Annotated in this window: 13 protein-coding genes; 10 read left to right on the top strand and 3 right to left on the bottom strand. The window is 72.0% G+C overall.

Annotation, left to right across the window (positions count from 1 at the left end):
* The first annotated feature begins 62 nt into the window (after positions 1–62).
* Both QM788_RS14085 and QM788_RS14080 read left to right on the top strand, forming a co-directional pair.
* Positions 63–806, top strand: coding sequence for a GntR family transcriptional regulator (locus QM788_RS14085; RefSeq protein WP_415662093.1), 744 nt, complete (start codon positions 63–65; stop codon positions 804–806).
* A gap of 91 nt (positions 807–897) precedes the next feature.
* Positions 898–3,624 carry a TonB-dependent receptor plug domain-containing protein gene (locus QM788_RS14080; protein ID WP_415662092.1) on the top strand — a complete coding sequence of 909 codons (2,727 nt, stop codon included), beginning with the start codon at positions 898–900 and terminating at the stop codon, positions 3,622–3,624.
* 21 nt (positions 3,625–3,645) lie between these two features.
* Here QM788_RS14080 and QM788_RS14075 read toward each other — a convergent pair whose 3' ends face one another.
* From QM788_RS14075 to QM788_RS14065, 3 genes are read right to left on the bottom strand one after another with little or no spacing between them, the layout of a single operon-like run.
* Positions 3,646–4,281, bottom strand: a complete 636-nt coding sequence (locus QM788_RS14075) for a response regulator transcription factor (protein ID WP_415662091.1) — start codon at positions 4,279–4,281, stop codon at positions 3,646–3,648.
* The gene (locus QM788_RS14070; RefSeq protein WP_415662090.1) at positions 4,278–5,645 is read right to left on the bottom strand and encodes a cache domain-containing protein; all 1,368 of its coding nucleotides are present in this window, start codon (positions 5,643–5,645) and stop codon (positions 4,278–4,280) included. The genes QM788_RS14075 and QM788_RS14070 overlap by 4 nt, the downstream gene beginning before the upstream one ends.
* Before the next feature lie 2 nt (positions 5,646–5,647).
* Positions 5,648–6,295, bottom strand: coding sequence for a DedA family protein (locus QM788_RS14065; protein WP_415662089.1), 648 nt, complete (start codon positions 6,293–6,295; stop codon positions 5,648–5,650).
* A gap of 39 nt (positions 6,296–6,334) precedes the next feature.
* Here QM788_RS14065 and mutL point away from each other — a divergent pair, with 39 nt between their 5' ends.
* The 8 genes from mutL to QM788_RS14025 all read left to right on the top strand — a co-directional run bounded on the left by mutL (position 6,335) and on the right by QM788_RS14025 (position 13,608).
* The gene (gene mutL / locus QM788_RS14060; protein ID WP_415662088.1) at positions 6,335–8,191 is read left to right on the top strand and encodes a DNA mismatch repair endonuclease MutL; all 1,857 of its coding nucleotides are present in this window, start codon (positions 6,335–6,337) and stop codon (positions 8,189–8,191) included.
* Between the two features lies 1 nt (position 8,192).
* Positions 8,193–9,314, top strand: a complete 1,122-nt coding sequence (locus tag QM788_RS14055; protein WP_415662087.1) for a pseudouridine synthase — start codon at positions 8,193–8,195, stop codon at positions 9,312–9,314.
* Positions 9,281–10,237, top strand: a complete 957-nt coding sequence (miaA, locus tag QM788_RS14050) for a tRNA (adenosine(37)-N6)-dimethylallyltransferase MiaA (protein WP_415662086.1) — start codon at positions 9,281–9,283, stop codon at positions 10,235–10,237. The genes QM788_RS14055 and miaA overlap by 34 nt, the downstream gene beginning before the upstream one ends.
* Before the next feature lie 72 nt (positions 10,238–10,309).
* Positions 10,310–11,197: an SPFH domain-containing protein gene (locus QM788_RS14045; RefSeq protein ID WP_415662085.1), complete on the top strand. Its 888-nt coding sequence runs from the start codon at positions 10,310–10,312 to the stop codon at positions 11,195–11,197.
* A gap of 4 nt (positions 11,198–11,201) precedes the next feature.
* Positions 11,202–11,723 carry a hypothetical protein gene (locus tag QM788_RS14040; RefSeq protein WP_415662084.1) on the top strand — a complete coding sequence of 174 codons (522 nt, stop codon included), beginning with the start codon at positions 11,202–11,204 and terminating at the stop codon, positions 11,721–11,723.
* 4 nt (positions 11,724–11,727) lie between these two features.
* Positions 11,728–11,931, top strand: a complete 204-nt coding sequence (locus tag QM788_RS14035; RefSeq protein ID WP_415662083.1) for a hypothetical protein — start codon at positions 11,728–11,730, stop codon at positions 11,929–11,931.
* A complete protein-coding gene (locus QM788_RS14030) occupies positions 11,928–12,587 on the top strand; it encodes an ABC transporter ATP-binding protein (RefSeq protein WP_415662082.1) in 660 nt (219 codons plus the stop codon). The genes QM788_RS14035 and QM788_RS14030 overlap by 4 nt, the downstream gene beginning before the upstream one ends.
* Positions 12,588–12,726: 139 nt before the next feature.
* Positions 12,727–13,608 carry a GNAT family N-acetyltransferase gene (locus tag QM788_RS14025; protein WP_415662081.1) on the top strand — a complete coding sequence of 294 codons (882 nt, stop codon included), beginning with the start codon at positions 12,727–12,729 and terminating at the stop codon, positions 13,606–13,608.
* Positions 13,609–13,814 lie beyond the last annotated feature (206 nt).

The following is a 13,814-nucleotide window of genomic DNA, read 5'->3' as shown; positions in this document are numbered from 1 at the left end:
AATAGTACCAATGCATAACCAATCGTGATACCTTTCCGGCGCCGCCCTCCTCCCCCGCCGTCGTGGCCCCGCTGATCTCCCACCTCCCCAAGCTCGACCCCTCGGGCAGCCTTCCCCTGTACGTGCAGCTGGAGCGGGCGCTGCGCCAGGCCATCGGCGCGGGCGTCCTCGGGCCGGACGACTCGCTGCCGCCGGAACGGGAGCTCGCCGCCCGCCTCGGCGTCTCCCGCATCACGGTGCGCAAGGCGCTGGACGCGCTGGCGACGGACGGCCTGCTGATCTCCCGGCGCGGCGCCGGCAATTTCGTCGCGCCCGCGCCCCACGTCGAGAAGCAGTTCGGCAAGCTGTCCTCGTTCTCGGAGGACATGCGGGCGCGCGGCCTGGTGCCCAGCAGCGAATGGCTGCGACGCAGCGAGGGCGTCGTCAGCGCCGACGAGGCGCTCAAGCTGGGGCTGAGCCCGGGCTCCACGGTCTACCGCTTCCATCGCCTGCGCCGCGCGGACGGGCGGCCGATGGCCATCGAGACCGCCACCGTGGTGGGCAGCGCGCTGCCGGCGCTGGACGCCGTCGGCGACTCGCTGTACCAGGCGCTCGAAGCGCTCGGGCGCCGGCCGGTGCGGGCGCTGCAGCGCCTCACCGCCACGCTGCTGGACGAGGAGCAGGCCCGGCTGCTGGCCGTCGCGCCCGGCTCGGCCGGCCTGCTGGTGGAGCGCGTGGGCTTCGGCCGCGACGGGCGCGCCATCGAGCGCACCGTGTCCGTCTACCGCGCCGACAGCTTCGACTTCGTCGCCGAGCTGGTCACCTGACGGATGTCAAGCGCTCACGCCGTCCGGAAATACCAAAGATCAAAAATTGGTTCTATGTAGGTACTATGTCGGCATTCAACCGGAGTGCGCCATGACATCGACCCCCACCCACCCCACCACCCGCCGCGCCGGCTTCGCGCTGAGCCTGCTGGCGCTGGCCTCGCAGGCCTGCCTCGCGCAACAGACGGCGGACGTCCAGAAGGTCGAGGCGGTCGTCATCACCGGCACGCGCATCAAGTCGGTCGAGCTCAGCGGCACCAGCCCGGTCAGCAGCTTCGGCGCCCAGGACATCGCGCTCGGGCGCGCGGTGACGGTGGAGGACTTCTCGTCCAAGCTGCCGCAGCTCGCCGGCGGCGTGAACAGCACCAACGTCGGCAGCGACGCCTTCGGCGCCCAGACGCTGGACCTGCGCAACATGGGCCAGAACCGCACGCTGGTGCTGATCAACGGCACGCGCGCCGTGCCCTTCAGCTTCCGCAACGCGGTGGACGTGAACTTCATCCCGGCCACGCTGATCAAGCAGGTGGACGTGCTGACCGGCGGCGCCGCCGCCGTCTACGGGGCCGACGCGGTGGCCGGGGTGGTGAACTTCATCATGGACGACCGCTTCGACGGCGTCCGCCTGGACCTGAACCGCAGCCAGGCCAGCGGCGGCGGCAGCACGACGGCGGCCAGCGTGACGGCCGGCCGCCGCTTCGGCAACGCGCACGTCGTCGGCTTCGTCGAGTACGCGCAGCGCGACGCGCTGCTGGCCGGCGACCGCGCGGACTGGGCCTTGCGCGGCGCGGCCACGGTGGCCGGCAACGGCGGCAACTACCGCGACGTCGTCAGCGGCCGCACCTTCTCGGCTGACGCCCGCGGCGCCTTCACGACCACGCCGCAGACGACGAACTACGCCGCCGACTACCTGCTGGTGCAGCCGATGAAGCGGATCAACGGCTCGGTCTTCTTCACGGCCGACCTGGGCGCGGACGTCGAGGCCTACGGCCGCTTCATGGTCAGCAGCAGCGAAACCACCGGCGCCCCGCGGCTGGGCCAGGCGCCTGCGGTGGTGAACGGCGTCTACGGCATCCGCGAGGACAACCCCTATTTCCCGGCCGAGGCGAAGGCGCTGATGACCTTCGTCAACGGCGTCGCGCAGGTCAACATCAACCGCAGCCTGGGCGAGCTGGGCGTGCAGACCGCCCGCAACGAGCGCACCACCAGCCAGGCCCAGCTGGGCCTGCGCGGCTCGTTCACCGACGACATCGACTGGGACGTCTATGTGCAGACCGGCCGCAGCGCCGAGGACATCGTCGTGCGCGGCGACGGCGTCAAGTCCCGCTTCGCCGCGCTGGTCAACAGCGTGGACCTGTTCGGGCCGGGCGCCGACCTCTCCAGCTTGGCGCAGGACTGGAGCTACGGCACGCGCGTGCGCCGCCAGACCGTGGCCGCCGCGACCGTGAGCGGCAGCATCGGCTGGCTCGACCGGCTGCCGGCCGGCGCGCCGCAGTTTGCCGTCGGCATCGAGGCCCGCCGCGAGCGCGGCGAATTCGGCTACGACCAGGCCCTGTCCGGCTCCTTCAGCCAGAGCGTCGAGACCCCGCCCGCCCGGCCGCCCAAGCTCGACGCCGACGAGGCCTATGCCGAACTCAAGCTGCCGCTGCTGAAGAACCTGCCGGCCTTCAAGCGCCTGGAGCTGGAGGCGGCCTTCCGCCGCAGCAAGTACGAGCGCAGCGTCGGCGAGGGCGGCACGCACGACACCGACAAGCTCGCGTTCAACTGGCAGGTCGTCGACGACCTGCGCCTGCGCGGCAGCCGCCAGAAGGTCATCCGCGAGCCGAACTTCGGCGAGTTCTCCAACCCGGTGTTCAGCATCCCGTTCGCCAATCTGCGCACCGTGCCGCGGCTGCAGTCGCGCTATCTCGGCGACCCCTGCGTGATCGCCGGCAGCGGCGCCAGCCAGGAGCAGTGCCAGCGGCTCGGCGCCCCGGCCGTCGGCGCCTACGACTCGCTCGACCCCGCCAACCTGCCCGGCGGCTACTTCTTCGGCGGCAACCCCGACATCCGCCCCGAGAAGGGCAACACCCGCACGCTGGGCTTCGTGCTGACGCCGACCGCCCTGCCCGGCCTGTCGGCGACGGTGGACTTCTACCACCTGCGCCTGCGCGACGCGGTGGGCCAGATCCAGCCCGTGGCGGCGCTCACCAACTGCTACATCACCGACCCGACGCCCGGCAACCCGCTGTGCGGCGCCGTCACCCGCGACCCCGCCACCGGCCGCATCAAGGACGCCTTCGTCACCGACATGAACCTGGGCACCATGGAGCAGCGCGGCTACGACGTCGAGCTGCGCTGGCAGCAGAAGGCGCCGTTCGGGCGGGCGGGCGAGCAGCTGGACCTGAGCTTCATGGGCAGCGTCGTCACCAAGTACACGCTGCAGCGCAACGCCACGCTGTCGCCGCTGGACTGCAAGGGCACGTTCGGCGCCAACTGCTCGTCCGACAGCGTCTCGCTGGTCGCGCCCGACTACCGCCACCGCGTCGGCGCCACCTGGGTCATGCCGCGGCTGACGGCCGGCGTGGTCTGGAAACGCATCGGCAAGGTGCGCGACTCGGCCGCCAACGCCACCGAGACCATCGCCGCGCAGGACAGCTTCGACCTCAACCTGGCCTACCGCCCGGCGTCGGTCCAGGGCATGACGCTGAGCTTCGGCATCGGCAACCTGACCAACAGGAAGCCGCCCGCGCCCACCAACGCCGCGACCTTCGGCACCTACCCCGACACCTATGACGTGCTCGGCCGCACCTACGGCGTCAGCGCCAGCTGGCGGCTCTGAGCGGCGGCGGGGCTGCGCGGGTCAGCGCGCCTGGCGGGCGTGCTCGACCGCGTAGCGGATCAGCTCCGCCTGCCCGTCCAGCCCGAGCTTGCGCTTGATGCTCTGCCGGTGCGCCTCGACGGTGCGCACCGACAGGTCCAGGTCGCGGGCGATCTGCTTGCTGGACGCGCCCTGCCCCAGCTGGCCCAGGATCTCGCTCTCGCGCGGCGTCAGCACCGGCCGCGGCGCCTGGCCGCGGAACAGCCGGCCCGACACGGCCGCGCTCAGGAAGGTGCCGCCGGCGGCCACCGCGTCGATGGCCGAGACGATCTCGCTGGCCGGCGCGTCCTTCAGCACATAGCCCCGCGCGCCGGCGGTCAGCGCGCGCTGCACGTACTCCGGGTTGTCGTACATGCTGAACATCAGCAGCTTCATGGCCGGCCGCGCCGCCAGCATCTCGGCGCCCAGCGCGATGCCGTTGCCGTCCTTCAGCCCCACGTCCATCAGCACCACGTCGGGCGCACCGTGCTGCAGCTGCGCCAGCGCCTCGGCGCGGCCGCCGGCCTCGCCCACCACGTCGAAGCGCGGCACCGCCTGCAGCCGCGCCACCAGGCCCTCGCGCACCATCGGGTGGTCGTCGACGAGCAGGATGCGGATGGGGGCGGCGGGAGTCGTCATGCGGCGATGCGGGCGAGGTCGGCGGCCGACAGTGTGACCGCAAGCCGGCAGCCGCGGCCCGGCGCGGTGTCCAGCGCCAGCCGCGCGCCCAGCGCAGCGGCGCGCTCACGCATGCTGCGCAGGCCCAGGCCCCGGTCGGCCACGGCCTGGGCGGCCTCGGCGTCGAAGCCGCGGCCGTCGTCCGCCACCTGCAGCGACAGGCCGCCGCGCGGCTCGAAGCGCAGCGCCACGCTCACGCGCGAGGCCCGCGCGTGGCGCGCGGCATTGTTCAGCGCCTCCTGCGCGATGCGGAACAGCGCCGTCTTCACGGCCTCGGGCAGCGCCAGCTCCTCGCCCGACACCGCAGCCTCGAAGCGGGTGCCGCCGGCCGCGTCGAACTCGCCGGCCAGGTGCTGCAGCGCGGCCGGCAGCCCCAGCGTGTCCAGCAGCGCCGGGCGCAGCGCATGCGACAGGTGGCGCACCTCCGCGAGCGCACTGTTCAGCCGCTTCAGCGCCAGCGCCTGCAGCCGCTCGGCGCCGCCGGGCTCCTGCTGGGCCGACTCGATCAGCAGCTTGGTCGCCACCAGCGCCTGGCTGACGCCGTCGTGCAGCTCGCGGGCCAGCCGGGCGCGTTCGTCCTCCTGGCTCTGCACCACCTCGCGGGCCAGCGCGCGCAGCTTGGCCTCGACGCTGCGGTGCTCGCTGAGGTTCAGCGCCAGCGCCCCGGCGCTGATCAGCGCCACGCCGACCACCGCCACCGCGCCCACCCACAGCAGCGTCGCGGTGATGTTCTGGCGCGCGCCGCGCTCCAGCTCGGCCATGGTCGCCTCGATGCCGTCCAGGTACAGCCCCGTGCCCAGCATCCAGCCCCACTCGGGCACGGCCACCACATAGCCCAGCTTGGGCCCCTGCAGGCTGCTGGACGGCTGGCGCCACAGGTATTCCACATAGCCGCCGCCGGCCCGGGCGCGCGCGACCAGCCGCTGGATGGTCGGCCGGCCCTGCGGGTCGCGCAGCGCCCACAGGTCGCGGCCGACCAGCTCGGGCTGGCGCGAGTGCATCAGCACGCGGCCGTCCAGCGTGTAGACGAAGAAATAGCCGTCCGGCCCGTAGTCCAGCGACTGCAGGATTTGCAGCGCCTGCTGCTGCCCGCCGGGCCGGCCGAGCAGCGGCTTGACCGTGCTGAAGGCCAGGTCCACGTAGTGCTTGAGCTCGGTGCGCCGCGCCTCCATGTAGCTGGCCCGCACCAGCGCATGCTCGCGCCCGGCCAGCGCGCGCTCCTGCTGGCGCACCGCGAAGGCGATCAGCAGCAGCGACGCCAGCAGCGGCAGCAGCGCGAGCAGGAACAGGCGGCCGCGCAGGGACAGGGCCGCCCAGGGCTTCACGGTCAGCCCGGCTGGCGCTGGAAGCGGCCCTTCAGGCCGCCGGCGATGACGATCAGGCCCGGGATCAGGATCAGCGCCCAGATGATCTTGCTCAGGTTGGCCTGCACCCAGGGCAGGTTGCCGAACAGGTAGCCGGCCAGCGTCAGGCCCACCACCCAGACCAGCGCGCCGACGACGTTGAAGGCCGTGAACTTGCCACGGCTCATCGCCGCGACGCCGGCCACGAAGGGCGCGAAGGTGCGCACGAACGGCATGAAGCGGGCCAGCACGATGGTGATGCCGCCGCGCTCCTCGTAGAACGCATGGGCCGCGTCGAAGGCGCGCTTGTTGAAGAAGCGGGACTGCTCCCACTGGAACACCTTGGGGCCGATGCGCCGGCCGATCAGGTAGTTGACCTGGTCGCCGAGGATGGCCGCCGCCAGCAGCACGGCGATGGCCAGCGGCAGGCTCATCATGCCGGCGCCGCACAGCGCGCCGACGACGAACAGCAGCGAGTCGCCCGGCAGGAAGGGCATCACCACCAGGCCGGTCTCCACGAAGATGATCAGGAACAGCAGCGCGTACACCCAGGTGCCGTAGGCCTGCACGAAGCCGGCCAGGTGCTGGTCGACGTGCAGGATGAAATCGATGAGGAAGTGCATCAGGTCCATGGCGGGGGATTATCCCGGCCCCGCCGATAATCCCGGCCGATGGATGTCTCCCTGCCCGACCTTGCCCCGCCCCGCGCCATCCGCGAGCTGCCCGACGAGCTGATCAGCCAGATCGCCGCGGGCGAGGTGGTGGAGCGCCCCGCCTCGGTGGTGCGCGAGCTGGTGGACAACGCGCTGGACGCCGGCGCCCGCAACATCCATGTCAAGCTGATGGCCGGCGGCGTGCGCGCCATCGTCGTCGAGGACGACGGCTGCGGCATCCCGGCGGCGCAGCTGCCGCTGGCGCTGCGCCGCCACGCCACGAGCAAGATCGCCAGCCTGCACGACCTCGAATCGGTCGCCACGATGGGCTTCCGCGGCGAGGCGCTGGCCGCCATCGCGTCGGTGTCGGAGATGGCGATCGCGTCGCGCACCGCGGCCGACGCCCACGCCCACCGGCTGGACGCCCGCAGCGGCGAGCTGCAGCCCGCCGCCCGCGCGCGCGGCACCAGCGTCGAGGTGCGCGAGCTGTTCTTCTCGACGCCCGCGCGCCGCAAGTTCCTGAAGACCGACGCCACCGAGCTGGCCCACTGCGTGGAGGCCGTGCGCCGCCATGCGCTGGCGCGGCCCGACGTGGGCTTCGCCATCTGGCACGAGGGCCGGCTGGTGGACCAGTGGCGCGCCGCCACGGCCGAGCAGCGCATCGCCGACGTGCTGGGCGAGGACTTCATCGCCGACAGCCGCGCCTTCGCGCACGCGGCCGGGCCGCTGGCGCTGACCGGCCGCGCCGGCCTGCCCGAGGCCGCCCGCTCGCGCGCGGACCAGCAGTACGTGTGGGTCAACGGCCGCTACGTGCGCGACAAGCTCATCAGCCACGCGATCCGCTCCGCCTACGAGGACGTGCTGCACGGCCAGCGCCAGCCCAGCTATGTGCTGTTCATCGAGATCGCGCCCGAGCTGGTGGACGTGAACGTGCACCCGACCAAGATCGAGGTGCGCTTCCGCGACGGCCGCGCCCTCCACCAGGCGGTGCGCCGCGCCTTCATCGACGCGCTGGCCCCGTCGCGCAGCGCCGAGGCGGCGGGCCTCGACGCCGCGACGGCGCCGCCGGCCTTCGCGCCCGTGGCCACCGCCGCCGCCGCGCCGCACGTCGCCGAGAACCGGCCCGCCTACCAGTACGCGCCGCCGGTGCCGGCCTCGGCCGAGCAGGTGCGGCTGTCGCTGGTGCAGCACGAGGCGCTGTGGCGGCCCGGCACCTCCACTGCCGCCCCGGCCGCCCTTCCCGCAATCCCGACCGCCGCCGCACCGCAGGCGCTTGCCGGCGCGCCGGACGACTGGCCGCTGGGCCGCGCCATCGCGCAGATCCAGGGCGTCTACATCCTGGCCGAGAACCGGCAGGGCCTGGTCATCGTCGACATGCACGCGGCCCACGAGCGCGTCGTCTACGAACGGCTGAAGGCCCGGCTGGGCGCCACCGCCATCGAGAGCCAGCCGCTGCTGATCCCGGTCAGCTTCGCCGCGACGGCCGAGGAGGTCGCGGCCGCCGAGCAGCATGCCGACACGCTGGGCCGGCTCGGCCTGGACGTGGCGCCGCTGTCCGCCCGCACGCTGGCCGTGCGCTCGCGGCCGGCGCTGCTGGCCGCCAGCGACCTGGTCGCGCTGACCCGCGAGCTGCTGGCCGAGATGGCGCAGTTCGACGCCAGCTCGGTGCTGGAGCGCGCGCAGCACGAGATCCTGGCCACCATGGCCTGCCACGGCGCCGTGCGCGCGAACCGGCAGCTGACGCTGGACGAGATGAACGCGCTGCTGCGCGACATGGAAGCCACCGAGCGCGCCGACCAGTGCAACCACGGCCGCCCCACCTGGCGCCAGCTCGGCATGAAAGAGCTGGACGCCCTTTTCCTACGCGGACGTTGACATGGCCACGATCACCCTGAAGGGCAAGCCCAAGCCCGCCGCCAAGACCCGCAACGCCGACGGCGAGAAGCGCGCGCCGCTGCGCGGCAAGGGCGTCTCCAAGCCGCGCCCGACGCTCGCCAAGGCGCAGGCCGAACGCGCCGAGCGCGAGGAGCAGTTCCAGAAGGCCCAGCAGCGCCGCGACGAGCGCCCCGCGCCGCCACGCCGCGACGAGCGCCCGGCCCGGCCCCAGGCATCCGCCTTCCGGACCGAGCCGCCGCGCCCCGAGCGCGGCCCGCGCGTGGACCAGCGCCGCGCGTCCAACCGCGGCCCGGACGACGCACCGCGCCGTGCGCCGCGGCGCGAGGTCGATGCCGAGGCCGGCGACCGCCTGTCCAAGCGCATGAGCGAGCTGAAGCTGGCGTCGCGCCGCGAGGCGGACGAGTGGATCGCCGCCGGCTGGGTGCGCGTGGACGGCCGGGTCGCGGTGCTGGGCCAGCGCGTCGTCGGCGACGTGCGGATCGACATCGACCCCGCCGCCCGGCAGGCGCAGTCGCAGCTCGTCACGGTGCTGCTGCACAAGCCCGTCGGCTACGTGTCCGGCCAGGCCGAGGACGGCTACGAGCCGGCGGTGGTGCTGTTCCAGCCGGAGAACCGCTGGCAGGACGACCCCTCCGGCATCAAGCCCCACCCCAACCACCACCGCCACCTCGCGCCCGCCGGCCGGCTGGACATCGACTCCACCGGCCTGCTCGTGCTGACCCAGGACGGCCGCATCGCCCGCGCGTTGATCGGCGACGACTCCGACATCGAGAAGGAATACCTGGTACGCGTCGAGTTCGTCGGCCACCCGGTGCCCGAGGGCACGCTGCCCAACGCGGCGCTGGCGCCCGAGCAGCTCGCGCTGCTGAACCACGGCCTCGAACTCGACGGCGAGCCGCTCAAGCCCGCCAAGGTCAGCTGGCAGAACGAGCAGCAGCTGCGCTTCGTGCTGCGCGAGGGCAAGAAGCGGCAGATCCGCCGCATGTGCGAATTGGTCGGCCTCAAGGTCGTCGGCCTGAAGCGCGTGCGCATCGGCCGCATCCCGCTCGGCCATCTGCCGGTCGGCCAATGGCGTTATCTGTCGCCGTGGGAGAAGTTCTGACCCCGATCTGCCTGGCCGGGCCGACGGGCTGCGGCAAGACGGCGGCGGCGCTGGCGGTGGCCGAGGTGCTGCCGGTGGAGATCATCAGCGTCGATTCGGCACTGGTCTACCGCGGCATGGACGTCGGCACCGCCAAGCCCACGGCCGCCGAACAGGCCGCCGTGCCGCACCACCTGATCGACATCCTCGACCCGGCGCAGAGCTACTCGGCCGCCGAGTTCGTGCGCGACGCGCAGCGCCTGGCCGCCGACATCGCCGCGCGCGGCCGGCTGCCGCTGCTCGTCGGCGGCACGATGCTGTACTTCAAGGCGCTGTTCGACGGCCTCTCCACGCTGCCGCAGGCCGACGCCGCGCTGCGCGCCGCGCTGGACGCCGAGGCCGCCGAGCGCGGCTGGCCGGCGCTGCACGCCGAGCTGGCCAGGCTGGACCCCGAGACCGCCGCGCGGCTGGCGCCCCACGACAGCCAGCGCATCCAGCGCGCGCTGGAGGTCATCCGCATCAGCGGGCAGACGATGAGCGCGCTGCACGCCGCCACCCGCAAGGACGGCGACATGAAGGGCGTGGACTGGCCGCTGTTCTCGCTGGAGCCCACCGACCGCGCCTGGCTGCACGAGCGGCTGGCGCGGCGCTTCGACGCGATGCTGGCGGGCGGCCTGGTCGACGAGGTGCGGGCGCTGCGCGCGCGCGGCGACCTGTCGCTGCAATTGCCGTCGATGCGCTGCGTCGGCTACCGGCAGGTCTGGGAAGCGCTGGACGCCGACGACTTCCACGACCTGCGCGAGCGCGGCATCGCCGCCACCCGCCAGCTCGCCAAGCGCCAGGTCACCTGGCTGCGCGGCATGCCCCGGCGCCGCGTCATCGCCTGCGACGGCGCCCAGCCCGTCGCCGAGCTGCTCGCCGGCCTGCAGCGGCTGCTCGGCTGAGCCCGCTTGCGCCCACGCGCAAGCCCCGTTAAAGTGATATCACTTTGATTCACTTCTGACCCAGGAGCCGCCATGCCCACTCCCACCCCGCCGCGCGACACCCCCGTCAGCGAGCGCCAGGCGCGCAGCGCCAACGGCTACCCGATGGTCGCGCTGGGCGTGGCGCTGCTGGCGCTGGGCGTGCTGGCCCTGACGCGCGGCGCGCCGCTGGCGGGCGTTCCGCTGCTGCTGGCCGGGGTGCTGATGCTGGCGGGGCTCTACATGCTCAACCCCAACCAGGCCGCGGTGCTGACGCTGTTCGGCGCCTACATCGGCAGCGACCGCGGCACCGGCCTGCGCTGGGCCAACCCGCTGGCGCTGAAGAAGCGCATCTCGCTGCGCGATCGCAACCTCAACGCGCCGGTGCTCAAGGTCAACGACCAGCGCGGCAACCCGATCGAGATCAGCGCCGTCGTCGTCTGGCGGGTGCGCGACACGGTGCAGGCGCTGTTCCAGGTGGACGACTACGAGGCCTATGTCCGCGTGCAGGCCGAGGCCGCGATCCGCCACCTCGCCACCTGCTATGCCTACGACGAGGCCGACGAGATGGAACCCGGCGGCGTGACGCTGCGCGGCGGCCAGGACGCCGTCGCGCTGGCGCTGCGCGCGGAGCTGCAGGCGCGCTTCGCCGACGCGGGCGTGGACGTGCTGGACGCCAAGATCAGCCACCTCGCCTACGCGCCCGAGATCGCGCAGGTGATGCTGCGCCGCCAGCAGGCCGAGGCCATCATCAGCGCGCGCAGCAAGATCGTGCAGGGCGCGGTGGAGATGGTGGAGTCCGCGCTCAAGGGTCTGAGCGAGCGCGAGATCGTCGTGCTGGACGACGAGCGCCGCGCGGCCATGGTCAGCAACCTGCTGGTCGTGCTGTGCTCGGACCGCGAGACCCAGCCGGTCGTCAACGCCGGCTCCCTCTACACCTGAGAGTATGAAGCGCCGCCTCTTCTACATCGCCTGGCCGCTCACGGCGCTGCTGATGCTGGCCACGCTGCCCTGGCTGCCCGCCCAGGTGGGCGACCCGGGCAAGCAGACCTCGCGGGAGGTCTTCGTCGCCATCATGCTGTGCTCGCTGGCCCTGGCCGGGCTGTGCAGCAGCGCCTTCGTGGCCTGGCTGGGCCGCACCCGGCCCGACCTGATCAACCTGCCCCACCGCGCCTACTGGCTGGCGCCCGAGCGGCGCGAGGCCACGCTGGCGAGGCTGGGCGAGCACCTGAGCGGCGTGGGCCTGATGCTGGTGCTGCTGATGGGCGGCATCCACGCCTTCGCGCTGCTGCAGGGCCAGCCGGCCTGGCCGCAGCCGCCGCGCGCCGCCTGGCAGTTGGGCGCGGCTGGCCTGGTCCTGTGGTTTCTGCTGTGGTTCTGGCAGTGCTACCGGCTCTTCCCGGCGCCCCCGGCCCCGGCGGCCCCGGCCCGGCAGCGCCGCCCACGCCGCCCGGGCGATCCCGACTGATCGCATGGCCAGCCCCGACAAGAAATCCTTCCCGCTGCGCGTGGACCCCGCGCTGTGGGCCGAGGTCGAGCGGCTCGCGGCGGCCGAGCTGCGCAGCGCCAACGCCCAGACCGAGCTGCTGCTGCGCGAGGCGCTGGGCCGGCGCGGCATCAAGCTCGCGCCGCCCAGGGGCCGCGCCGCCCGCAGCGAGCCGGAGTCCGGCCGATGACGGCGCCGGTGCTGCAGGCGCGCGGGCTGCGCAAGTCCTACGGCGACGTGGCCGTGTTCGCGGGCGTCGATCTCGACCTCGCGCCGGGCGAGATCGTCGCGCTGCTGGGCGAATCGGGCGCGGGCAAGTCCACGCTGCTGAACTGCCTGGCGGGGCTGGACGAGGCGGACGCCGGCCAGGTCCTGCTCGACGGCGAGGACCTGTGCGCGCTGGACGACGAGGGGCGCTCGGCGCTGCGGCGGCGGGCGCTGGGCTTCGTCTTCCAGGCCTTCCACCTGCTGCCGCACCTGAGCGTGGCGGACAACGTGGCCCTGCCGCTGCGGCTGCTCGGGCGGGAGGACGCCAGCCGCGTCGCGCAGATGCTGGCGGCGGTGGACCTGTCGGCGCTGGCCGCGCGCATGCCGCGCCAGCTCTCCGGCGGGCAGCTGCAGCGGGTCGCCATCGCGCGGGCGCTGGTGCACCGGCCGCGCCTCGTGCTCGCCGACGAGCCCACCGGCAACCTCGATGCGCGGCATGCAGCGGAGGTGCTGGCGCTGCTGCGGCGCTGCACGCAGGAGGCCGGCGCCGCCTGCCTGTTGGTAACACATTCGGACGTGGCGGCGCAGTCTGCCGACCGGCGGCTGCGGCTGGATGTCGGCGGGCTGCATGCGGCGTAGCAGTTCGCAGGTTGGGGGAAGCTTGCGAGCCTCTACGTCATCGGTGCTGTTGGGAGTTGGGGTTCGCGGTACTCACGCCCAGCCTACCGGGCGTCGCCCGCCGCATGCAGGCAACAATTTCAGCATTTCGGCAGAAATCATGCTGCACTTTTCAACAACGACGGAGGATATCGTGACGACGATACAGGTGGGTACCCAGGAATTTTTCTTAAGCGTTATGACGCAAGCCGACACACCGCGCGAACAGCTCAATTCAGAGGCGGCAAATATCTACCATATTTTCGCCGAGCGTGAGCGAGAATTCGGGTTTGGCCCGAATGTCGCTGTCGAGTATCCGCCAATCATAGAACAGCAAACGGACGACTTTCTCACTGACCCCGTCGGCTATATCGCCACGCGCGTGGGCGAGTTCCGGAAGAGCCGTCCGATCTCGCAAATTGTCGTGCTGACAACCTACGGCCAGCAGTTGCTAGGGCCGCTTTCTTCGGCCGGCTACACACCTGTAAAAATCGACATGCCGGCTGGCCCCGACCATACATATGCGTTTACCCTGGCGCGAGATGCTCAAGCGGCGGGCGCCTGCTCGCTTTACCTTGAAGCGGTCGATGAGGCAGATGAAAAGATCCGTCCTACATTCGTGCTCAAACTGGTTGATGGAAATGGCCGACTCTGTGGCGGTGCCTGCGGCTCTGTCCATGAACGCGACGGCAAACGCTTTGCCTATCTGGCAATGCTGTCGCTTGTGCAGGGCCTGCCACCCACAACCGGCACGCGACTGGCTGAGGCAATGTTCGAGGCGCTGCGCGGGCAGGGGGTGAGCGCGATACATCTTGGCACACAGACGGCGGGTCGCTTTTACGAGAAGCTCGGTTTTCGGGTCACGCACCGCCTGGTGAAGGGATTGCGCACACGCTTGTCAGGGAGTGGTGGGGAGCACCTAAGCGACGACTTGGTGATGATGAGTATCGATCTCTCCAACGTGAACACGATGGTGACACCTAACTTTATTGTTGGGTCGTAGCGCGTAGGTTAATGGGATGGACGCCCCCACCTTGAACGGCATCGAAGTGCCAAAGTGGAAGGGCAATGTTCAACCACTGACCGGAAGGGGCGTCCGAGATGGAGATTACGACGATCGGCCTGGATTTGGCCAAGAGCGTGTTCCAGGTGCATGGCGTTGATTCGCAAGGCCGCACAGGCGGCGGACCGGCGGCTGCGGCTGGGCGC

Source organism: Roseateles sp. (assembly GCF_047654785.1).
GTDB lineage: Bacteria > Pseudomonadota > Gammaproteobacteria > Burkholderiales > Burkholderiaceae_C > Pelomonas.
This window is presented reverse-complemented; position numbering and strand designations above follow the sequence as displayed.

Coding starts and splice junctions, on each gene's coding strand:
- QM788_RS14025 (WP_415662081.1), top strand. CDS start 12,727: ATGCTGCACTTTTCAACAACGACGGAGGATATCGTGACGACGATACAG.
- QM788_RS14065 (WP_415662089.1), bottom strand. CDS start 6,295: ATGGACCTGATGCACTTCCTCATCGATTTCATCCTGCACGTCGACCAG.
- QM788_RS14035 (WP_415662083.1), top strand. CDS start 11,728: ATGGCCAGCCCCGACAAGAAATCCTTCCCGCTGCGCGTGGACCCCGCG.
- QM788_RS14030 (WP_415662082.1), top strand. CDS start 11,928: ATGACGGCGCCGGTGCTGCAGGCGCGCGGGCTGCGCAAGTCCTACGGC.
- mutL (WP_415662088.1), top strand. CDS start 6,335: ATGGATGTCTCCCTGCCCGACCTTGCCCCGCCCCGCGCCATCCGCGAG.
- QM788_RS14080 (WP_415662092.1), top strand. CDS start 898: ATGACATCGACCCCCACCCACCCCACCACCCGCCGCGCCGGCTTCGCG.
- QM788_RS14045 (WP_415662085.1), top strand. CDS start 10,310: ATGCCCACTCCCACCCCGCCGCGCGACACCCCCGTCAGCGAGCGCCAG.
- miaA (WP_415662086.1), top strand. CDS start 9,281: ATGGCGTTATCTGTCGCCGTGGGAGAAGTTCTGACCCCGATCTGCCTG.
- QM788_RS14055 (WP_415662087.1), top strand. CDS start 8,193: ATGGCCACGATCACCCTGAAGGGCAAGCCCAAGCCCGCCGCCAAGACC.
- QM788_RS14075 (WP_415662091.1), bottom strand. CDS start 4,281: ATGACGACTCCCGCCGCCCCCATCCGCATCCTGCTCGTCGACGACCAC.
- QM788_RS14040 (WP_415662084.1), top strand. CDS start 11,202: ATGAAGCGCCGCCTCTTCTACATCGCCTGGCCGCTCACGGCGCTGCTG.